18 protein-coding genes are annotated in these 20,448 nt (G+C 75.0%); 16 read left to right on the top strand and 2 right to left on the bottom strand.

The genetic code is table 11. From position 1 onward, the window contains the following. Positions 1-87: 87 nt before the first annotated feature. From OOK31_RS34915 to OOK31_RS34875, 9 genes are all read left to right on the top strand, one after another. Positions 88-1,266, top strand: coding sequence for a DUF3344 domain-containing protein (locus OOK31_RS34915; RefSeq protein ID WP_267091419.1), 1,179 nt, complete (start codon positions 88-90; stop codon positions 1,264-1,266). Positions 1,267-1,285: 19 nt separating this feature from the next. Beyond that, positions 1,286-2,494 carry a glycosyltransferase gene (locus OOK31_RS34910; RefSeq protein ID WP_267091418.1) on the top strand — a complete coding sequence of 403 codons (1,209 nt, stop codon included), beginning with the start codon at positions 1,286-1,288 and terminating at the stop codon, positions 2,492-2,494. 2 nt (positions 2,495-2,496) lie between these two features. Continuing rightward, a complete protein-coding gene (locus OOK31_RS34905) occupies positions 2,497-4,032 on the top strand; it encodes an exopolysaccharide biosynthesis polyprenyl glycosylphosphotransferase (RefSeq protein WP_267091563.1) in 1,536 nt (511 codons plus the stop codon). 2 nt (positions 4,033-4,034) lie between these two features. Then, a complete protein-coding gene (locus tag OOK31_RS34900; protein WP_267091417.1) occupies positions 4,035-5,411 on the top strand; it encodes an O-antigen ligase in 1,377 nt (458 codons plus the stop codon). Continuing rightward, positions 5,408-7,333, top strand: a complete 1,926-nt coding sequence (gene murJ, locus OOK31_RS34895) for a murein biosynthesis integral membrane protein MurJ (protein ID WP_267091416.1) — start codon at positions 5,408-5,410, stop codon at positions 7,331-7,333. Before OOK31_RS34900 ends, murJ begins: the two co-directional genes overlap by 4 nt. Then, entirely contained in the window at positions 7,323-8,099 is a 777-nt protein-coding gene (locus tag OOK31_RS34890; protein ID WP_267091415.1) for a polysaccharide deacetylase family protein, read from the top strand. The genes murJ and OOK31_RS34890 overlap by 11 nt, the downstream gene beginning before the upstream one ends. After that, the gene (locus OOK31_RS34885; RefSeq protein ID WP_267091414.1) at positions 8,096-9,442 is read left to right on the top strand and encodes a glycosyltransferase; all 1,347 of its coding nucleotides are present in this window, start codon (positions 8,096-8,098) and stop codon (positions 9,440-9,442) included. The genes OOK31_RS34890 and OOK31_RS34885 overlap by 4 nt, the downstream gene beginning before the upstream one ends. 78 nt (positions 9,443-9,520) lie before the next feature. Then, positions 9,521-10,210, top strand: a complete 690-nt coding sequence (locus OOK31_RS34880; RefSeq protein WP_267091413.1) for a lipopolysaccharide biosynthesis protein — start codon at positions 9,521-9,523, stop codon at positions 10,208-10,210. Beyond that, a complete protein-coding gene (locus tag OOK31_RS34875) occupies positions 10,207-11,349 on the top strand; it encodes a GNAT family N-acetyltransferase (protein WP_267091412.1) in 1,143 nt (380 codons plus the stop codon). Before OOK31_RS34880 ends, OOK31_RS34875 begins: the two co-directional genes overlap by 4 nt. A gap of 5 nt (positions 11,350-11,354) precedes the next feature. Here OOK31_RS34875 and OOK31_RS34870 read toward each other — a convergent pair whose 3' ends face one another. Further along, positions 11,355-12,869, bottom strand: coding sequence for a glycosyl hydrolase (locus OOK31_RS34870; RefSeq protein WP_323188286.1), 1,515 nt, complete (start codon positions 12,867-12,869; stop codon positions 11,355-11,357). A gap of 150 nt (positions 12,870-13,019) precedes the next feature. Here OOK31_RS34870 and OOK31_RS34865 point away from each other — a divergent pair, with 150 nt between their 5' ends. The 5 genes from OOK31_RS34865 to OOK31_RS34845 all read left to right on the top strand — a co-directional run bounded on the left by OOK31_RS34865 (position 13,020) and on the right by OOK31_RS34845 (position 18,574). Further along, entirely contained in the window at positions 13,020-14,546 is a 1,527-nt protein-coding gene (locus OOK31_RS34865) for an ATP-grasp domain-containing protein (RefSeq protein ID WP_267091411.1), read from the top strand. Between the two features lie 49 nt (positions 14,547-14,595). Beyond that, positions 14,596-15,870, top strand: a complete 1,275-nt coding sequence (locus OOK31_RS34860; protein WP_267091562.1) for an NAD(P)-binding domain-containing protein — start codon at positions 14,596-14,598, stop codon at positions 15,868-15,870. 24 nt (positions 15,871-15,894) lie between these two features. Continuing rightward, positions 15,895-16,149, top strand: a complete 255-nt coding sequence (locus tag OOK31_RS34855; RefSeq protein WP_267091410.1) for a hypothetical protein — start codon at positions 15,895-15,897, stop codon at positions 16,147-16,149. Positions 16,150-16,281: 132 nt separating this feature from the next. Next, complete coding sequence (locus OOK31_RS34850) at positions 16,282-18,321, top strand: SpoIIE family protein phosphatase (protein ID WP_267091561.1); 2,040 nt, start codon at positions 16,282-16,284, stop codon at positions 18,319-18,321. An 85-nt stretch (positions 18,322-18,406) separates the two neighbouring features. Beyond that, positions 18,407-18,574 (top strand): hypothetical protein, encoded by a 168-nt coding sequence (locus OOK31_RS34845; protein ID WP_267091409.1) that lies wholly within the window; start codon positions 18,407-18,409, stop codon positions 18,572-18,574. 83 nt (positions 18,575-18,657) lie between these two features. Here the strand turns inward: OOK31_RS34845 and OOK31_RS34840 are convergent, their stop codons facing one another. Beyond that, entirely contained in the window at positions 18,658-19,092 is a 435-nt protein-coding gene (locus OOK31_RS34840) for a DUF6299 family protein (RefSeq protein ID WP_267091408.1), read from the bottom strand. Positions 19,093-19,273: 181 nt separating this feature from the next. Here OOK31_RS34840 and OOK31_RS34835 point away from each other — a divergent pair, with 181 nt between their 5' ends. Both OOK31_RS34835 and OOK31_RS34830 read left to right on the top strand, forming a co-directional pair. Then, positions 19,274-19,885 (top strand): hypothetical protein, encoded by a 612-nt coding sequence (locus tag OOK31_RS34835; RefSeq protein ID WP_267091407.1) that lies wholly within the window; start codon positions 19,274-19,276, stop codon positions 19,883-19,885. 57 nt (positions 19,886-19,942) lie between these two features. Beyond that, positions 19,943-20,437, top strand: coding sequence for a DUF5949 family protein (locus OOK31_RS34830; protein WP_267091406.1), 495 nt, complete (start codon positions 19,943-19,945; stop codon positions 20,435-20,437). The last annotated feature ends 11 nt before the right edge of the window (positions 20,438-20,448 follow it).

The raw sequence follows: 20,448 nt of genomic DNA, 5'->3' as shown, positions 1-20,448 counted from the left end.
CGGGTCGAACAATGGTGCAAGTCATAACGACCCGCCCGCTCCGAGGGTGTGTGTTATCGCCCAAAAGGCCGTACGAGCGAGTCCGACGTGATTTCCAGCCCGATTTCTGACAAAGTGCACTCCTGTTTTGTCCCCTTGATCGAAAATGGAGACAGGGTCATGGGTTCCTCCCGCAGAATCCTCGGCACACTCGGCCTGCTGTCCTGCCTCGCACTTTCCGCGTACGTCCCCCCGGCGGGCGCCGCGGTGCCCGCCGGAACGCGTGAACTGCCCCGCGTCCCGTTCACCCAGCGCTACCAGGCCGTCCAGCACGGCGGGCTGGTCAGGGCCTCGAACGCGGGCATCAGCTGCCGCAAGGAGGAGTCCCCGCAGGCCGAGCCGTGCGCCGAGGTGAAGCGGGGCGCCGCTGGGGTCAACAGCGACTTCGAGATGTTCTACAGCGAGGTCGACAAGGACCCCGACACCTACAACTCCACCCGCGCCGAGCTCAAGGTCCCGCAGGGCGCGAAGGTCTCGTACGCCCGGCTGTACTGGGGCGGGAACCTGCGCGTGGGCGAGCAGAAGCCGCCGGAGGACAACGGCCGGGTGCTGGTGGCCGAGCCCGGCGGCGCGTACCGGGAGGTGCTCGCCGACACGGTGATCGGGCACCGCAGCGACGCGGGCAGCGACGCCTACCAGGCCTCCGCCGACATCACCCCGCAGGTGCGCAAGGGTGGCGCGGGGATGTGGACGGTCGCCCAGCTCAACATCGCCATGGGGCACTCGGAGGTGGGTGCCTGGGGCGGGTGGACCCTCGTCGTCGCCTACGAGCACCCGCAGGAGCCGCTGCGCCGGATCTCGGTGTGGGACGGCTTCGAGTCGCTGGCCGCCGGGGCCGGCGAGGCCGCCGGGGAGACGGTGGAGATCGCCGGTCTGGGGGCCCCGGCCGGGGCCTCGGGGCGGGCCGGGGTGGTCGCGTACGACGGGGACCGCGGGACCCTCGGGGACTCACTCACGGTGACGGCCGACAGTGGCCGCCGGGTCAGTCTCAGCGACGCGGAAAATCCTTTCAACGATGTTATGAATTCCACGATCACGGAATTCGGCAACCCCTCCTCATCGGTACGACAGCCTGAAAATATTAATAATCTCGGATATGACGCGGACGTGTTCGACCTGAGTCCCGCCCTGTCCGGGGGTGCCCACAGCCTGAGCTTCAGGTTCACCGGCGAAAGCCAGGGTCAATTCCTCGGTGTGCTCTTCGTTCAGACAGACGCGCGCCGCTGAACGTAGGAGACCACTCCACGTGCCGACACAGTCCTCACCACCCCCCTCCCCGTCACCACAGGCTCGGCCCCTCACCGTCCTCCACCTCGTCCAGCCCGTCGACGGCGGCGTCGCCCGCGTGGTCACCGACCTCGTACGGGCGCAGACCGCCGCCGGACTGCGCGTCCTCGTCGGCTGCCCGCCCGGCGGACAGCTCGCCGACGGCGCCCGCGCCGCCGGCGCCGAGGTGCACACCTGGCGCGCCGGGCGCTCGCCCGGGCCCGCGCTGCCCGCCGAGGTGATCGGCGCCGCGCGGCTGATCCGCCGCGTGCGCCCCGACCTGCTGCACGCCCACAGCGCCAAGGCCGGGCTGGCCGGGCGGATCGCCGTACGGGGCTCCGTGCCCACGGTGTTCCAGCCGCACGCCTGGTCCTTCGACGCCGTCGGCGGGGCCACCGCCGCCCTCGCGCTGCGCTGGGAGCGGTTCGGCGCCCGCTGGGCCGCCCGGGTGCTCTGCGTCAGCGAGTCCGAACGCCGGGCGGGCGCGACCGAGGGCATCACCGCCCGCTGGTCGGTGATCCGCAACGGCGTCGACCTCGGCCACTTCCGCCCCGCCCACCCCGACCGCGAGCAGGACCGGGACCGGGCGCGCGCCGGGCTCCCGCTGCCCGCCGCCCTTCGGGGCGACGGGCCGCTGGCCGTCTGCGTGGGCCGGCTCTGCCCGCAGAAGGGGCAGGACATCCTGCTGCGTGCCTGGCCGGAGGTGCTGGGTACCGTCCCCGGCGCCCGTCTCGCCCTCGTCGGCGACGGCCCCGACGCCGAGCGGCTGCGCCGCGCGGCGCCCCCCGGGGTGTTCCTCGCGGGGGCGGCCGCCGACATCCGACCGTGGCTTCGGGCCGCCGATCTCGTTGTACTGCCGTCGCGGTGGGAAGGCATGGCGCTCGCCCCGCTCGAAGCCATGGCCTGTGGCCGCGCGGTCCTGGTCTCCGACGTCAGCGGTGCCCGGGAGAGCCTGCCGTCCGGCCAGGGACGGCTCTGCCTGGTGCCGCCGGAGGACCCGACGGCGCTGGCCAAGGCCCTGGGACGGCTGCTCGCCGAACCGCGGCTGCTCGCCGAACTCGGGGAGCAGGCCCAGCAGCACGCCAGGACGGAGTTCGACGTGCGGCGGACCACGGACGCGGTCACCGGCCTGTACCACGAACTGCTGGGCAGGCCCCGGCCCTTGAACCAGGAGCGCATCAGCCGATGACGATGGACAGCGCACCCGCCCGGCACACCGGGCAGGGCGGCACGGGGCCCTCCGGCGGCAGCGCCTACGCACCCGCGCCACCCGCCGCGTCCCGCCGTTCCGGGGCGGCCATCCACCCCCCGCGCGGGCCCAGGGCCGCCGGCCAGGCCCGGCCCGCGGTCCGGCCGCGGCGTGCCCGCCGCCGCGACGGGGTCGCCCCGCTGCTGACCACCGACGCGCTGGCCACCGCCGCCACCGCGGCGGCCCTGCCCGCGCTGGGCCCCGTACCCCAGGCCGCCGCACCCGCGGTGCTCCTGCTCGCGGCCGCCCAGGCCGCCCTGCACGCGCAGGCCGGGCTCTACCGGCCCCGGCTCGCACCCTCCGCGCTGCTCGAACTGCCCGCGCTGGCCGGGCGGGCCGCCGTCCTGTGGTGCGCGGCCGCCGCCGTGCTCGCCGCCGCCGGGCCCGGGCAGGCCCTGCGCTGGAGCCTGCTGCTCGGCGCCGTCTGCCTGCAGGCCGTACTGACCTGTGCGGGACGCGGCGCCGTCCACATGCTGCGCCGCCGCGCCGCCCTGCGCAGGCCCCTGTCCACCCTGGTCGTCGGCCCCGCCGAGGGCGCCGGCGCGGTCTCCGCCGCACTGCACGGACGCCCCGAGTACGGGCTGCGGCCCGTAGGGATCGCCGACACCGGCGCCCCCGCCGACGGGGAGGGCGGCCCGCTGCCGGTGCTCGCCACCCACGAGGACGTCCGCCGCGCCGTCATCCAGAACTCGGTGCGCCACGCCGTGTTCACCCGCCCGCCCGAGGCCGACGAGCGCACCGCCTCGCTGGTCCGGCTCTTCCACGACCACGGCTGCCGGCTCTGGCTCGCCGACCCCGCCGGGACCGCCAAGGTCACCGGCATGCGCGTGGCGCAGCCCGCCGACCAGCTGTGGGGGTACGCCGTACAGCCGCTGCTGCCGCGTCCCGCCCGGCCGGTGGAGCGGTTCGCGAAGCGGGGCATCGACTCCCTGCTCGCCGCGCTCGCGCTGCTCGCCGCCGCCCCCGTGATGGGCGCCTGCGCCCTCGCCGTACGGATCTCCGACGGCCCCGGGGTGATCTTCCGGCAGGAGCGGGTCGGCCTGTACGGGCGGCCCTTCACCCTGCTGAAGTTCCGCACCCTGCGCGCCGACGAGCACGAGTCCGCCACCCGCTGGACCGTCGCCGGGGACCGCCGGATGAGCCCGATCGGCTCCTTCCTGCGCAAGTCCTCGCTGGACGAGCTGCCGCAGCTGTGGAACGTCGTCCGGGGTGACATGAGCCTGGTCGGTCCCCGCCCCGAACGGCCCTTCTTCGTCGCCAAGTTCAGCAGCGTCCACCCCGGCTACGAGGCCCGCCACCGGATGCCCGTCGGGATCACCGGGCTCGCCCAGATCAACGGGCTGCGCGGGGACACCTCCATCGAGGACCGGGCCCGCTTCGACAACCACTACATCGACACCTGGTCGCTGTGGCAGGACCTGTGGATCCTCGCCCGCACCGCGGCCTCCTTCTTCCGCTTCCGGCTGGGAGGGAGCTGAGCATGAGCCTCGCCGTACCCGCCGCCACCGTCCGCCTTCCCGGCCTGCCGGGCATGCTGCGCCGGCACTGGCCGCTGCTGCCGCTCGCCGCGACCGTCCTGTTCCTCCTCGCCCCGCTCCCGGCCGGCGACGCGACCGCCTCCGGGAAGGTCGGCCCCGCCGACGCGGCCTCGCTGCTGCTCGCGCTCGTCTGCGCGGTGCAGGCCCTACGGGGCCGGGTGCGGGCGCTGAGCCCGCTCGGCGTGCTCGTGCTCGGGGCCCCCGGGGTGGGGCTCGCGGTGGCGACGATGACCGCCGGGGACCCGTACGCCGCCCTGCCGGGCTTCGTGCGCTACCTCCAGGTCTTCGTGCTGGTCCCGGCCGCCGTGGTGCTGCTGGTGCGCGACGCGCGGGAGTTCCGGCTCGCCGCCGGGTGCTTCGTGGTGCTCGCGCTGGTGCAGGGCGCGGTCGGGGTCCTCCAGTACGCGACCCACACCGGGGCCTCGTACCAGGGCGAGACCGTCCGCGCCGTGGGCACCTTCGGCCCCGGTGACGTCATGGGCATGGCCACCGTGGTCGCGTACGGGCTGGTCGTCGCGACCGCCGCCGCGCTCGCGCCGGGGCTCGCGCGGCGCACCCGGCGGATCGCCGGGGCCTGCGCGCTGGTGCTGGTGGTGCCGCTGGTGCTGTCCTTCAGCCGGGGTGCCTGGATCGCCACCTTCGGCGCGGCCCTGCTGGTCATGGCCATGGCGGGGATCCGGCGGGCGCTGAAGGTGCTCGTCGCGCTGGCCGCCGTAGGAGTGGTCCTCGTCGGCGGGCTCGGCGTCGGCTCCGAGATGGTCGCCGAACGCCTCACCTCCATCACCCAGGTCTCCAGCGCCCCCGACCAGTCGGTCACCGACCGCTACACCATGTGGGCGGCCGCCGAGTCGATGTGGCGCGAGCGGCCGGCGGTGGGGGTGGGCCTCAAGGGCTTCCCCGCCCACCGCGACGGGCACTCCTCGATCGGCCTGTCCTCCGGCAGCGACACGGCCGGCGCCGGCCAGGCCTTCATCAAGCAGCCGCTGCTGTCCCCGCACAACATGTACCTCCTGATCCTCAGCGAGCAGGGGCTGATCGGACTGACCGCGCTGGCGGGCGGCTGGCTCGCCCTGCTGGTCGCGGGCCTGCGCCGGTACGCGTCCGGCGGGGGCATCCGGGACTGCGGACTGATCGCGACCGGCCTGTTCGTGTGGCAGCTCACCGACTTCCTCTACGCGGACATCGGCGGGCCGTCCACCGTGCTGACCGGAGTGATCATCGGTCTGGCCGCCTGGTGGGCGCTGCCCTCGGGCACCGCGGGTGCCTCCGGCTTCGACGCGGCCGGCCTGCGCGCCGTGCCGGGTACGGACGGCCCGTGACGGACACGACGCCCTGGCGGCGGCCCGCAGCCGCAGCGACCGAGGTCGCCGCGGCTGCGGGCCGTCCGCCGCACCCGGCCGACGGCCGGAGCGCCACCGGCCCCGCCGAAGGCCCGCCGGCCCAGGACCCCGGACCCGCAGCGCCCGGCCGCGCGCCGGTGCTGAACCGCTCCGGCGGGCCGGGCACGGCAGGACTCCGCCGCACCGCGGCCTCCGGCGGGGCCGGTACGGCCGGACCGCGCCGGGCCACGGGCACGCCCGGACCCGACCGGCCGAGCGGCGGCGGCGCGCCCCCGCTCGGGCGGTTCCTCGCCAAGGCCGCCGCCGTCACCGCCGGACTGACCGCCGCCGGGGCGGTGTTCGGACTCGTACGGGACCAGACCATCGCGCACCTCTTCGGAGCCGGGCACGACAGCGACGCCTTCCTGATCGCCTGGACCGTGCCCGAGATGGCCTCGACCCTGCTGATCGAGGACGCCATGGCCCTGCTGATGGTGCCCGCCTTCAGCCACGCCCTGGCCCGGCGGGCCGCCGGCCGCGCCGGACTCACCCGCAAGGAAGCCCGCCTCCAGGACCCCGTACGGCTGCTCGTCGGGGCGACCCTGCCCCGGCTCGCCGTGCTCCTCGCCGCCGTCGCCTCCGTGCTCGTCGTGGCCGCGCCGCTCGTCGTCGCCGTCCTCGCACCCGGCCTGCCCGACCCCGGACTGGCCGTCCAGTGCACCCGGATGACCGCCCTGACCGTGCTCTCCTTCGGCATCGCCGGATACTTCAGCGCCGCCCTGCGCGCCCACCGGTCCTTCCTGCCGCCCGCCGCGATCTACGTCTCCTACAACATCGGGATCATCGGCACCATGGTCGCCCTGCACACCCTGTGGGGCGTGCGGGCCGCCGCCGCCGGGGTCGCCGTCGGCGGGCTGCTGATGGTCCTCGTCCAACTCCCCGCCTTCATCCGCAACGTGGGCTTCGGACCGCCCCGCGCCAAGGGCGCCCCCCGCAGCCAGCGCGACCGCGACCGGCCCACCCTCATCGCCTTCGGACTCATCGCGCCGGTCATCTTCTTCGCCGTCTTCCGCCAGTCCCAGGTCCTCGTCGAACGCTTCCTCGCCGCCTCGCTGCCCCCCGGCGCCATCTCGCACCTGAACTACGCGCAGAAGGTCGCGCAGATGCCGATGGTGCTCTCCCTGATGATCTGCACCGTCACCTTCCCCGTCGTCGCCCAGGCCATGGCCGGCGGCGAACGGGAGAAGGCCCGGCGCCGGGTCGAACAGGACCTCGCGCTCGCCTCCCTCGCCGTCCTCATGGGCAGCGCACTCGTCATCGGCTACGCCCCGCAGATCATCCAGGTCCTCTTCGAACGCGGCGCCTTCACCCACGCCGACACCCGGGCCACCGCCTCCGTCATGCGGGTCTACGGACTCGGCCTCCTCGGCCACTGCCTCGTCGGAGCACTCTCCCGGCCCTTCTTCTCGACCGCCCGGCCCACCTGGTTCCCGGCGCTCGCGATGGGCGCCGGGCTGCTCGTCAACATCGGGGCCGGAGCCCTCGCCGTCGGCTGGTGGGGCACCTACGGGATCGCCGCCGCCAACGCCCTCGCCATCACCACCACCGCCGTCCTGCTGCTCACCGGCCTCGGCTCCCGGATCATCGCCATCCACGTGCGCCGGGTCACCGTCAGCATCGGACGGCTCGCCGTCGCCGCCGTCGCCGCCTGCGGCACCGGCTGGCTCGCCGGGCCGATGATCCCCGACCCGCTGCTCAGCGCGGCACTCGGCTGCCTCCTCGTCCCCGCCATGTTCGGGGCCACCGGCATGGCCATACGGGCACTGGAAGTCACCGCCCTGCCCGCCCAGATCGCCCAGCTCGGCTCGCAGACCGCCGGCCGGATCACCCAGCTCACCCAGAGGTTCCGCAATGTCCGCTGACACCGACACGGCACCCGCCGCCGTGGCGGGCCCCGCCCGCCGGACCGCATCGCCGTGGGTCCTGATGTACCACTCGGTCGCCGAGTTCACCGACCCCGCCGAAGACCCGTACGGGATCACCGTCACCCCGTGCGCCCTCGAGGCGCAGCTGCTGTGGCTGCGCTCCCGCAAGCTGCGCGCCGTGTCCGTCGGCGAGCTCCTGCGGGCCCGCGCCGCCGGGCGCGCCCGCGGACTCGTCGGCCTCACCTTCGACGACGGCTACACCGACTTCCTCACCCGGGCCCTGCCCCTGCTGCGCCGCTACGACTGCACCGCCACCCTCTTCGTCCTGCCCGGCCGGCTCGGCGTGGACAACGTCTGGGACCCGCTCGGCCCGCGCAAGCCCCTCCTCACCGCCGAAGGCATCCGTGAGGTGGCCGCCGCCGGACAGGAGATCGGCTCCCACGGCCTCCTCCACCAGGACCTCACCGCCGCCCCCGACGACGTCCTCCAGCAGGAACTGCGCGGCAGCCGGGAGCTGCTGCGCGAGATCACCGGAACCCTGCCCGAAGGGTTCTGTCACCCCTACGGGTACGTCGACGCCCGCGTCGCCCGGGCCACCCGGGACGCCGGCTACGGCTACGCCTGCGCCATCACCCCCGGCCGCCTCACCGGCCCGCACGCCCTGCCCCGCACCCACGTCAGCCAGGCCGACGGCGCCGGCCGGCTGCGCGTCAAGCAACTCCGCCACCAGCTGCGCGAACTGCGGCGGGTGGTGCTCCCGTGAAGGCCCTGCACATCATCACCGGACTCGGCGTCGGCGGCGCCGAACAGCAACTGCGGCTCCTGCTGCGGCACATGCCGATGCGCTGCGACGTCCTGACGCTGACCAACCCCGGGCCGGTGGCCGAGGGGCTGCGCGCCGACGGGGTCCGGGTCGTGCACCTGGGCATGCGCGGCAACCGGGACCTGGGGGCGCTGCCGAAGCTGGTGCGGTTCATCCGGCGCGGTCAGTACGACCTCGTCCACACCCACCTCTACCGGGCCTGCCTCTACGGGCGCCTCGCCGCCCGGCTCGCGGGCGTCGGGACCACCGTCGCCACCGAACACTCCCTCGGCGACCACGAGATCGAAGGCCGGCCGCTGACCGGCGGGGTCCGCGCCCTGTACCTGGCCAGCGAACGGCTCGGCGCGGCGACCGTCGCCGTCTCCGACACCGTCGCCTCCCGGCTGGAGGCCTGGGGAGTGCCCGCCGCCCGGGTACACGTCGTCCCGAACGGCATCGAGGCCGTCCGCTTCCGCTTCGACGAAGGCGTACGCCGCGCCACGCGGGCCCGGACCGGGCTGCCGGAACGGGCCTTCGTGGTGGGCGGGGTGGGGCGGCTCGTCCCCGGCAAGCGGTTCGACGTACTCGTCCGGGCCGTCGCCGCGCTGCCCGGCGCCCACCTGCTGCTCGCCGGGGACGGGCCCGAACGCGCCGCGCTGCGGCTGCTCGCCGCCGAACTGGGCGCGCAGTCCCGCATCCACCTGCTGGGGGAGCGCGACCCGCTCGGCGACAGCGCCGACGGGCGCACCCCCGGGATCCCCGCGCTGCTCGCCGCCATGGACGTCTTCGTGTCCCCGTCGAAGGAGGAGGCGTTCGGGCTCGCGGTCGTCGAGGCGCTCGCCGCCGGGCTGCCCGTACTCCACGTCACCTGCCCCGCCGTCGACGACCTCCCCGCCGCGCAGGCGCCGGGCGCGCGGCGCATCGGGCCGGACACCGGGGAACTCGTCGCGGCCCTGCGCGGGCAGATGGAGGCGGGGGCGCGGAGGCTGCCGGCGCCGCCCGTGGTCCGGCGGTACGACATCGCGCGGAGTGCGGGGCGGCTGCTGGACGTCTACGCCCTTGCGCTGGCCGCGCCCGTACCGGGGGGCGGGGCCGGGCCCCGCCCGGGCCCCGGGGCCGTGGCCCCGGACCCGGACCTGGACCCGGACCCGGAGCCCGAACCCGGCTCGCGGTCGGACGGCGTGCCCTGCCCCGGCGGGACCGGCCGGGGCTCCGCCCCGGACCCCGCGCCTCAAACTCCCCCAGCTACCGCTGGGAGGTGCCCCCTGGCAGGGCTGGATTCGGCGCCGGCCGGGAACGGCTGATTTCACTCATCCGCACTCCCCGGCCAGGGCATCGGCGGGGGTGGACGAACACCTTCACGCAGGAAGTGAGCACCGCACATGGCCGACACCGCCGACCAGAAGAAGTCCGACCACCGCTCCGGGAGGAAGCGCCGTCTGCTGCCGCCGCCCGCGTGGTGGCCGCTGCCCGTCTGCGCCCTGCTCGGGCTGGCCGCGGGCGGGGCGTACGGGGTGCTCAAGGCGCCCGAGTACGCCGCCACCAGCTACGTGGTCGCCGTCCCCGACGACACCACCGAACCGGCCACCGCCCTCGGCTTCGCCCAGGCCTACGGCCGGATCGCCACCAGCAGCTCCACCCTCGCCTACGCCCAGCCCCGCGCGGGCGTCACCGCGAAGGAGCTGCGCACCCAGGTGCGCGCCGAGACCTCCCCCGACTCCCCGATGATCGCGATCACGGGCACGTCGAGGAGCGCCTCCGAGGCCGCCGACATCGCCAACGCCGTCGCCGACGCCCTCTCCCTGAGCAGCAACCAGGCCGCCAAGAACACCGGTGTGCAGCTGCTGCTGTTCAACCAGGCCGTCGCGCCCACCGACCCCGCCTCCCCGTCCGCCCCGGTCAGCGGCGCCGTCGGGCTCTGCGCGGGCGGGCTGCTCGGCGGGCTGTGGCTGCTCGCCCGGCCCGGCCGCCGCAAGGAGGAGGGCCAGGAGCCTTCCGTCGTAGGGGAGTACGCCTCGCTGCCCGCGCAGGGCGAGCACTCCGAGACCAAGGAGAAGGAGTCCGTTCGATGAACGAGGGCTCCGCCGGGGCCCTGTCGGTGACGCTGTGCCGCGACCCCCGGCAGTTCGCCGCGCTGGAGGGGCCGTGGAACCGGCTCGTCCGCGGCTGTCCCACCGCCACCCCCTTCCAGAGCCACGCCTGGCTGCACTCGTGGTGGCTGTCGTACGGCAAGGAGGGCCGGCTGCGGCTCCTGCTCGTGCGGCGCGGCCAGGAGCTGGTCGGCGCGGCCGCGCTGATGCTCGTACACCGGCCGCTGCCGCGGCTGGTGCCGCTCGGCGGGCCGATCACCGACTACTTCGACGTGCTCGTGGCCGCCGGGCAGGCCGCCCAGGTCGTGCCCGCCCTGGCCCGCGGACTGCACCGGGCCGCCCGGGCCGCGATCGTGGACCTGCGCGAGGTACGGCCCGGGGCGGCTGCCGAAGCCCTGTACGAGGCATGGCCCGGGGCACGCGCCAAGCTGGCCGACTCCACCTGCATGGAGCTGCCCGCACTGCCCTTCGACGAGCTCGTCAAGCGCATGCCGGCCTCCGGCGCGCAGCGGGTCCGGGCCAAGCTGCGCAAGACCGACGCCGTCGGGATCGAGGAGCACGAGGTCACCGAGCAGGAGGTCCCGCAGGGCGTACGGACCCTGCTCCGGCTCCACGAGAAGCAGTGGCGCGGCCGCGGGGTGACCCCCGAACACCTGCGGCCCCGCTTCGCCGAGCACCTGACCCGGGCCACCCGGCGCATGGTGCGGGCGGGGGAGGGCCGGCTGACGGAGTTCCGGCTGGACGGGAAGGTGGTCGCGGCCAACGTCACCCTGCTGTCGGCCGGGCTGAGCGGCGGCTACCTGTACGGGGCCGACCCGGACCTGCGGGGCCGCAAGGTGGACATCGCCACCCTGCTGCTGCGCTACGAGGCCGGCCGGGCCCTCGCGGAGGGCCGTCCGGTGGTGAGCTTCCTGCGCGGCAGCGAGCCGTACAAGAACCACTGGCGGCCCGAGACGGTGGTCAACCAGCGCCTCCTGCTGGCCACGCACGCGCTCGCGCCCCTGCTGCGACTGCACGAGTCGCAGCTCACGGGGCGCGAGCGGGCGGTGGGCGCGCTGCGCGAGGCGCTGCCGGCCGCCAGGGACTGGCGGGCCCGGCTCAACGAACTGCGGGTGCGATGACCCGTCTAGAAGGGCCAGAAGCCGGAGTCCTTGCCCCAGTCGAACTTGAGGCACACCGACTGGTTGCCGACCAGCTTGGCGAGCCACTCGCCGAAGTTGATGGGCACGCACCACTCGGTGCTGTTGGTGGGCTGCTCCGGCCGGGGCGGGGTCGGCTTCGGCACCAGCGGGCTGGGGCTGGGGCGGGCGGGCAGGGGTGCCGGCTCGGGCGGGAGCACGGGCGGGACGGAGACCTCCGGGGCCGGCGCGGAGGCCTCCGGCGTGGGCTCGACGGGCGGGGTGGGCACGGCCGGGTCGGGCACGGAGGGCTCTACGGAGACGTCCGGGGTCGGCGTCGGGACTGCGGGCGGCTCGACCGGCGGGACCGTGGGGGTCTCGGGGCTGGGGAGGGGTGCCGGTACGTCGGGGGTGGGCGCGACGGGTGTCGGGACGTCCGGGGTCGGGATCTGGGGCGTCGGCACGTCCGGGGTCGGGACCACGGGCGGGGTCGGGATCACCGGCGGCGTCGGGATGACCGGCGGGGTCGGGTCGACCGGGCGGGGGGCCTGCGGGGTCAGGGCCTCGCGGAAGACCTTCGCCGACTCCGGGTTCGCCTTGCACTGCCAGACGCCGTGCGGGCAGTAGTCGGTGATGGTGTGGTAGAGCGGCTTGTGCTGCTCGATCCACTTGAGCATGCGCCGTACGTACTCCGGGTTGTCGCCGTTGCGGAACAGCCCCCACTCCGGGTACGAGATCTCCTTGCCGTGTGCTTTCGCGAAGTCGACGTGCTGCTGGAGCCCGTACGGCTGGCTGATCTGTTCGTCGAACGTCCGGCCGGGGGCCTGGTCGTACGAATCCATGCCGATGATGTCGACCACGTCGTCGCCGGGGTAGCAGCGGGTCCAGCCGATCGCGTCCGTCCCCCGGTTGGGGGCGAAATCGAACTTGAACTCCTGACCGGGTACGGAGCGCATCGTGTTGACGATGCGCTTCCAGTAGGCCTTCCAGTTCTCCGGGTCGGGCCCGCAGCGGTGGGTGTAGGTGGTGCCGTTCATCTCCCAGCCGAGCACGATCACCGTGTCCGGCACGCCCAGCGCCACCAGCCGCTGCGCCAGCTTCTTGAAGTGCCGGTCGTAGTAGCCCTCGGCGCCCGCCCGGATCAGCTGGGCCACCTGGTAGTCGGGCACCCGGGCCTCGTTGTGGGCCTGCATGGGCACGTTGAGGACGAACATCCGGTCGTCCTCGGCCTGCCGCCAGGCGGCCCAGGAGGCGAGGAAGTTCACGTTGCCCTCGATGGCGGGCCACACGTCGCCGGGCAGATAGGTGTGCCCGACCCGGATCTCCCGGCCGCCCAGCCAGTTCGACAGGTGCGGGATCCGGGCGACGCCGTTCGGCCCGTAGTCGAGATAGGCGCCCATGGCGGAGTCGGAGCCCTTCGGGGCTTCCTCCTCCGGGGCGGCGAGCGCGGCGCCGGTGGCCAGCAGCCCGGCCGTCACCGCACCGATGCAGGTGCTCGCCAGTCGGCGGCGTGGTCTGGGCATGGCGTCTCCCGAGCTTTCCTGAACCGGTGTGCTTACCAAAGACGTTAGGCATCACATCTGACGAATGGCCTGTCAGGTGGCCGTCGCATAGGCCATTAGCAGGTGCGCATCCATCCCGCTTGGTCCGACTAGGTGAAAGACACCGTTCCCATGCACGCGTTCGACGGCCATGTGCCCGCTGTTCTGCTCAGACTCGACCGGAATCCGTTCCACCACGGAACCCTCGGCGCCGTCAGATCCCTGGGACGCGGGGGTGTGGAGGTCCATGCCGTCGTCGAAGCCGGGGGAGGTCCCGTGGGGCGTTCGCGCTACCTGCGCGCCGTGCATCCCGGCCCGGCCGGGGGGCTGGACCCCGAGGCTCCGGAAGCGCTGCTGGAATGCCTCACCGGGGTGTCCGAGCGGATCGGGCGGCCCGCCGTGCTCGTGGCCATGGACGATCTGAGCGCCATCGCGGTGTCCCGCGTCGCACCGATGCTGACGGACCGTTTCCGGATCCCCCATCAGCCCGACGACCTGCCAGCCCGGGTGGCGGACAAGGCCGAGCTGTCGCGGCTCTGCGCCCGCTGGGGCGTCCCGCATCCGGAGACCGTGATCCCGGCCGGCGGGGCCGAGGCGGCGGAGGCCGCCTGGCGGCTCGGCCTGCCGGTGGTCGCGAAGTGGAGCCGGCCCTGGCTGCTGCCCGCCGGGACGGGACTGCGCAGCACCACCCTGGTCCACACCGCCGCCGAGGCGCGCCGGCTCCACGAACGCTCCGCCGAGGCGGGCAGCCGGCTGCTGCTCCAGCGCTTCCTGCCCGCCGGGCCGGACACCGACTGGTTCTTCCACGGGGCCTTCGCCCGGGGCGGCCGGCCGCTGCTCGCCGGATCGGGCCGCAAGGAGCTGTCCTGGCCGGTGCGCACGGGGCTGACGGCGGTGGGGCGCTGGCTGGCGGACCCGGCGGTGGAGGAGGCGGGGCTGCGGCTCGCCGAACGCCTCGGCTACCAGGGGATCCTGGACCTCGACTTCCGCCGCGACGAGCGCGGCACCTTCCGGCTGGTGGACTTCAACCCGCGCCCGGGAGCGCAGTTCCGGCTGTTCACCGACGACTTCGGGCTGGACGTGGTCCAGGCGATGTACCTGGACCTGACGGGGCAACGGGTCCCGCAGCCCTCGGGCGGCCCGGGCCGGGTCTTCGTCGCCGAGAACTACGCGCTGCTCGCGGCCGTACGGGGGCGCTCGCTCCCGGGGCGCGGGGCGGTACGGCCCCCCGTGCCCCCCGTGCCGCCCGCTGCGTCCCACGAGACGGGCGCCGGGCGGGCCCCGGTGCTCCCGGCGGGGCGGCGCCCGCAGCCCGGTCCCGGGGTCCCGGCCCCCACCGGACCCGGGCCGGTGCGGGTGCCGGTGCCCGTGGAGCGGGGGCGGACGGAGACGGCCTGGTTCGCCTCCGACGACCTCGGGCCCTTCCTCGCGATGCTCGGGGCCTTCCTCGGGCGCGGCCTGGGCAAGGGGGCCCGCGCCCTGCGGGGCACCCCCGAGCAGGGGCGGCGCACGGCCCGCGCGGTGCGGGCCCCCCGCCAGCGCGAGGGCGGGCAGACGGACGCCCCGCCGCAGGGGCCGGGGCTGCCGAAGCCGGCGGGGCCTTCCCGCGCGGCCCCGCCGGAGGCCCCGGCGGAGCCGGACGAACTGGTGGCCCGGTGACCGGACCCGGGATGGCGAGCATCGAACCGGAGGAGGACCCGTGACGCGGCTGGACGATCTCGTGGTGGTCGGCGCGGGCCCGTACGGGCTGTCGATCGCCGCGCACGCGGCGGCGGCCGGGCTCGGGGTGCGGCTGCTGGGGCGGCCCATGGCGTCCTGGCGGGACCACATGCCCGAGGGCATGTACCTGAAGTCGGAGCCCTGGTCCTCCAACCTCTCCGCGCCCGGCGGCCGGTACACCCTCGCCGAGTACTGCGCCGGGCAGGGCGTGGCGGCCGAGCACGGCAACCCGCTGCCGATCGGCACCTTCAGCGCGTACGGGCTCTGGTTCGCCCGGCAGGCCGCCCCCGAGGCGGAGGAGGTGACCGTCACCGAGGTCGCCCCGCACGGCGGGGGCTTCCTCGTGCGCACCGCCGAGGGGCCGCCGCTGCTGGCCCGCACCGTCGCCCTGGCCGTCGGGGTGATGCCCTTCACGCACAGCCCCGAGGTGCTGCGCGAGCTGCCCCCCGGGCACTGGTCGCACAGCACCGGCCACCGGGACCTGGCCCGTTTCGCCGGGACCGAGGTGGCCGTCCTCGGCGCCGGGCAGGCGGCCCTGGAGACCGCCGCGCTGCTCGCCGAGGCGGGGGCCCGGCCGAGTCTGGTGGCCCGGCGGTCCCGGCTGAACTGGAACGCCGTCCCGCAGCCCCTGCGGCGGCCGCCGCTGCGCTCCCTGCGCGACCCGCACAGCGGGCTGGGCACCGGATGGCGGAGCTGGGTGTGGTCGGAGCTGCCCTGGGCGGTGCGGCGGCTGCCCGCGTCGACGCGGGAGCGGATCGCCGCGACGGCCCTGGGGCCGGCCGGGGCGTGGTGGCTGCGGGACCGCTTCGAGCGGCGGGTGCCGGCGCTGCTCGGACACCGGCTGCACCGGGCCACGGCGGTGGGCGGCCGGACCCGGCTCGGGCTGACCACGGCGGCCGGGGAGTCCCTCGTACTGGACACCGCGCACGTCGTCGCGGCGACGGGCTTCGCCCCGGACCTGCGGCGCCTGGAGCTGCTCGACGCCCGGTTGCGGGCCGCGCTGGAGACGGTGGGGGGCGGCGGGAGCCCGGAGCTGAGCCCCGGTTTCGAGTCGTCCTGGCCGGGACTGTTCTTCGCGGGGCTGCTGACGGCTCCCTCATTCGGCCCTTCCATGCGATTCGTGCACGGCGCGGGCTTCACGGCGGGGAGACTGGTGAAGGGGGTCCGCAGGCGCCTCGGCGCCCGGGGTCCCCTGCCGGGCTCCACCGGCGCGGCCCGGTACGACCGGGCCGCCGCCGGGCGACCGAACACGTATCTACGCTGACATCACCCGTGAGAGGGGTCCGCGATGGGCGCGGAGCGAGCACAGGGCGGCCGTGGCTGGGTGCGCATCCCCGCCAGCCGTGCGGAGCAGTCCCCGGCGAGGCCGCCCACGGCCCCGGGGCACGGGGCGGGACCGTTCGCCCCTTTCGGGTCCGGCGATCCGGCCGCGATCTACCTCTCGCTGCTCAAGCGGTGGCGGGAGGCCGGACGCACCCTTCCGGGGCATCCTGACGAGGAGTGGGAGCGGCTGATCTCCCAGCCGTGCTGGCCCGGCCGTTAGGTGGTGTGTCTCGTGGCAGCGGCGGAGCGCGACAGACCCGGGCAGGACGCCGGAGGGCAGGACGGTACCGGGCACAGCGGTATCGGGCACAGCGGTACCGGGTCCGCCGACGGGCCGCACCGGCCCGACCCGGTGACCGGGCCCGGGGAGCGGCTGGCGCTCAACGGCATGGGCAGCTTCGAGTGGGACCTGGACAGCGGGACCCTCAACCTGGACGAGGCCGGGCTGGCCGTCTTCGACCTGGAGGCGGGCTCCTTCGACCGCACCCCGGAGGGCGTCGGGCTGCGGATCCCGTCCGACGACGCGGCCCGGCTGGGCGACACCGTCGCCGGGGTGCTGGAGGGCGGCGGGGAGACGTACGGCTCGTACTTCACGGTGAGCCGGCGCGACGGCCGCGAACAGTGGACGCACACCCAGGGCCGGGTGCTGCGCGATCCCGACGGCCGCCCCCGGCGGATCGTCGGCATCGTCCGGGACGCCACCGCCGAACTCGCCCACGCCACCGTGCTGCGGAAGCTGGAGTCGGCGCGGGCACAGCAGGCCACCATCGTGCAGCGCACCACGGAGGCCCTGTCGCGGGCGGTGACCGTCGACGACGTGACGGCCGCCCTGACGGGCGCGGGCGCGCTGGAGCGGCTCGGCGCCGACGGGCTGGCCCTCGGGCTGGTCGAGAACGGCGCCATCAAGATCATCGCGCTGAGCGGGGAGACCCTGGAGATCCTCAGCGAGCGGAAGTTCACCCGGCTGGACGGGTCGCTGCCGCTGTCCCAGGCGGTGATCACCCGCAAGGCGCGTTTCGCCACCTCGCTCACCGCGCTCGCCGCCGAGTTCCCGCCGCTCGCCGACTACCTCAGCCGGATCCGCTTCGACGCGGCCGCCTACCTGCCGCTGATCGCCCAGGCCAAGGCCATCGGCGGGCTCGTGCTCTTCTACCGGCGGCGCACCGAGTTCAGCCCCGAGGAGCAGAACCTGTGCCTCGGCCTGGCCGGCATCGTCGCCCAGTCCCTCCAGCGGGCCCTGCTCTTCGACCAGGAACGGGAGTTCGCGACCGGGCTGCAGGCCGCCATGCTGCCGCGCCGGATCCCGGAGATCAGCGGCGGGGAGATCGCGGTGCGCTACCACTCCGCCTGGAGCGGGCGGGAGGTCGGCGGCGACTGGTACGACGTGATCGCCCTGCCCCGCGACCGGGTCGGGATCGTCGTCGGCGACGTCCAGGGCCACGACACGCACGCGGCGGCCATCATGGGCCAGCTGCGCATCGCGCTGCGCGCCTACGCGGGCGAGGGCCATCCGCCGTCCACCGTCCTGGCACGGGCCTCGCGCTTCCTCGCCGAACTCGACACCGAACGCTTCGCCACCTGCATGTACGCGCAGGTGGACCTGGAGACCGGAGGCGTACGGGCGGTCCGCGCGGGCCACCTCGGGCCGCTGATCCGGCACACGGACGGGCGTACCGGCTGGCCCAACGTGCGCGGCGGACTGCCGCTCGGCCTGGCGTCGGTGTTCGAGCAGGAGGAGTTCCCCGAGACCCGCCTCGACCTGGTCCCCGGCGAGACCCTCGTGCTGTGCACCGACGGGCTCGTGGAGGAGCCCGGCACCGCCATCACCCAGGGCATGGAGGCCCTGGCCCACGCGGTCAGGAGCGGGCCCCAGGAGGCCGGGGCGCTCGCCGACCACCTCTCCGACCGGCTGTGGGAGCGCTGGGGCTCCGGCGACGACGTGGCCCTGCTGGTGCTGCGGCGGGCCCCCGACCCGGGCACCCACCGGGCCCCGCGCATCCACCAGTACGTCCACCAGGCCGACCCCGAGGGCCTCTCGGAGGCCCGCTACGCCCTGCGGCAGGCCCTGCGCGACTGGGGCATGGCCGAACTCGCCGACGACGTCGAGCTGGCGGCGGGGGAGCTGCTGGTCAACGCCCTGCTGCACACCGACGGCGGGGCGGTGCTGACGATGGAGGTGCTGCCGGAGCCGGTGCGGCGGATCCGGCTGTGGGTCAAGGACCGCTCCAGCGTGTGGCCGCGCCGGCGCACCCCGGGCGAGGCGGCCACCACGGGGCGCGGGCTGCTGCTGGTGGACGCCCTGGCCACGCACTGGGGGGTGGAGTCCCGGGGCGACGGGAAGGCCGTGTGGTGCGAGTTCGACGCGGGGGGCGGGCCGCGCGGCAGGGGGTGAGCGTACGGTCACTCCCGGTTGTGGGGTGCCGGGCGGGGGGTGATGATGCGGCCATGGAACGGACGCTTTTGCCGCGGAGCACGCCGTGCGCCGCCTGAACAGGGGTGCGGTGACGGGCCTGCTGGCGGCGCTGCTGCTGGTGGCCGGGGTGCCGAAGGTGGTCGACTGGACGACGGGCCGCCCGCACGCGGACCCGGGGTGCCAGGCGGTGGCGTTCATGTCGATGACGGGCGTCGCCCCCGAATGCCGCTGAACCCCCGAATGCCACCGAACCTCCGCGGCCGGGCGCGCCGGGGCCGGTAGCGGCGGCTACCGGCCGGCAGGCGCGGCACGGGCTCAGCTCCGCTCGTGGATCTCGATGTCCTGGGTGTCCACGGCGAGGGTGCTGACGCCGCTCGGCATCAGGCCGTGGAGGTGGACCTCCTGGAGCTCCGCGGTGGCGACCGCGTGGCCCGGGTGCAGGCCGGCGCCGAACTGCGGTGCCCGCACGGTCCACTCGTTGTCCGCGCCGTCGCAGACGAGGCTGCCGGTCCCGACGCTGAGGTTGCCCGCGTCCTCCTGCTGGACGGTCACCTTGATCTGCAGCGCCCCGGGGCCCTCGCAGTGGTAGGTCCCGCGCAGGGTGAGCGCGCCGTCCTCGGCGATCTCGGCGTGCTCCTGGACGGAGACGGCCTGGTTGTACACGGTGGCCGCGGCGGGGGCCGTGAACAGGGCGGTCGCGGCCAGCGCGGAGAAGACGGTGAAGGCCGTTCGGCGTGCGGACGTACGCATTTCTTCCTCCAAGTGGGTGTGTACGACGGGATTCCGCCGGAACGCATTGTGGTGGCAGATGGCGGGTACATCACGCAACCGCTCCCCGCGCGACTCGTGTCGGTGTGTGCAATTCCCCGCTCGGGCGCGTGAGACTGGCCGGAATACCTCCCCGCCCCGAAGATCCCCGAAGGGGTTCCGTATGCGTCAGCCCGTTTCCGTCCTCGCCGCCGCGACCCTCCTGCCTTTCCTGCTGCTGGGCGCCACCGCCTGCCAGAGCGCGTCCGAGGGGGCCGCCGTGGCCCCCGCCGCCGTGCCCGCCGTCCCCGTCGACGACGCGGCGCCCGGCGCCGAGGATGAGCCGCCGGCCCCGGCCCCGGGGGCGGCGCCCGCCACCGCGAAGGATGCCCATGTGGGTGACTCCGTACGGGTGCGGGGCCGCCAGGTGGGGCGGCACCTGCAGGCGGTGCTCGCCGCGTACGTGGACCCGGCGGTCAGCGTCGAGCCGAACTACGGGCCGCCCCCCGGGAAGCGCTGGGTGGCCGCCTCGATGTCGTTCGTCAACGTCGGCGGAGCCTCGTACGGGGCGCTCGGGCGCATGTGGGCGTACGACGGCGCGGGCAAGCGCCACCCGGCGGTGCGCACCGGTGAGCTGACGACCGGCAAACCGCTCGTCTTCGATTCCCTCGCCGTCGGTGAGCGGGCCGAGGGATGGGTCGTGTTCGAAATCCCGGAAAACGCGCGCATTACCCGCCTCCAGTACCAGGACGCGAACATGCAGGCGAATTCCGGAGGGGGATTCTGGGCGGTCTAGCCCGCCCGGGTGAAAGGCCGTGAAAGGGCCCCGTCGCGGAGCACTAAGGTGCGGCGCATGACTTCAACGCAAGCCGAAATCGACCGGTCCCAGCTCGGCACCCTTTCCATGCTCGCGTGGATCGGCGACCCCGCCGAGGGCCACGACATCCCGTACCTCCTCGCCTACACCCTCGGCGACGGACCGCAGGGCCGGGAGGCGGGGGAGAAGGCCGCCTGCGGGCTGCTGGAGGAGATCGGCCTGCCCATCAACGTCGTCATGGACAGCAAGCTCGCTCCGGGGAAGTTCGCCGTGGAGATCGTGCTGATGCCCGGCAACCAGGTCACCCTGACCCTGCCCGGGATGAACGCGACCTGCGTCGCCCCGGAGGAGTGGGTGGCCGCGGCGAAGGACGGCGGGCAGGCCTACTTCCTCTTCGCGACGCGCGCCTGGCCCGAGGCCGCCCCCGGCCGGCCGGTGACCGACGAGGTTCTGCGGGCCTTCGCGGGCGACGAGAGCGTGCTCACCAGCAGCGCCCACTGCGTCGTCGAGGTGAAGATCCTCCAGGCGTAGCGGCGCCCCCG

This window comes from Streptomyces sp. NBC_00249 (assembly GCF_026342355.1).
Taxonomy (GTDB): Bacteria; Actinomycetota; Actinomycetes; order Streptomycetales; family Streptomycetaceae; genus Streptomyces.
This window is presented reverse-complemented; position numbering and strand designations above follow the sequence as displayed.

Coding starts and splice junctions, on each gene's coding strand:
- OOK31_RS34875 (WP_267091412.1), top strand. CDS start 10,207: ATGAACGAGGGCTCCGCCGGGGCCCTGTCGGTGACGCTGTGCCGCGAC.
- OOK31_RS34880 (WP_267091413.1), top strand. CDS start 9,521: ATGGCCGACACCGCCGACCAGAAGAAGTCCGACCACCGCTCCGGGAGG.
- OOK31_RS34905 (WP_267091563.1), top strand. CDS start 2,497: ATGGACAGCGCACCCGCCCGGCACACCGGGCAGGGCGGCACGGGGCCC.
- OOK31_RS34900 (WP_267091417.1), top strand. CDS start 4,035: ATGAGCCTCGCCGTACCCGCCGCCACCGTCCGCCTTCCCGGCCTGCCG.
- OOK31_RS34830 (WP_267091406.1), top strand. CDS start 19,943: ATGACTTCAACGCAAGCCGAAATCGACCGGTCCCAGCTCGGCACCCTT.
- OOK31_RS34870 (WP_323188286.1), bottom strand. CDS start 12,869: ATGCCCAGACCACGCCGCCGACTGGCGAGCACCTGCATCGGTGCGGTG.
- OOK31_RS34890 (WP_267091415.1), top strand. CDS start 7,323: ATGTCCGCTGACACCGACACGGCACCCGCCGCCGTGGCGGGCCCCGCC.
- OOK31_RS34865 (WP_267091411.1), top strand. CDS start 13,020: ATGCACGCGTTCGACGGCCATGTGCCCGCTGTTCTGCTCAGACTCGAC.
- OOK31_RS34835 (WP_267091407.1), top strand. CDS start 19,274: ATGCGTCAGCCCGTTTCCGTCCTCGCCGCCGCGACCCTCCTGCCTTTC.
- OOK31_RS34840 (WP_267091408.1), bottom strand. CDS start 19,092: ATGCGTACGTCCGCACGCCGAACGGCCTTCACCGTCTTCTCCGCGCTG.
- OOK31_RS34855 (WP_267091410.1), top strand. CDS start 15,895: ATGGGCGCGGAGCGAGCACAGGGCGGCCGTGGCTGGGTGCGCATCCCC.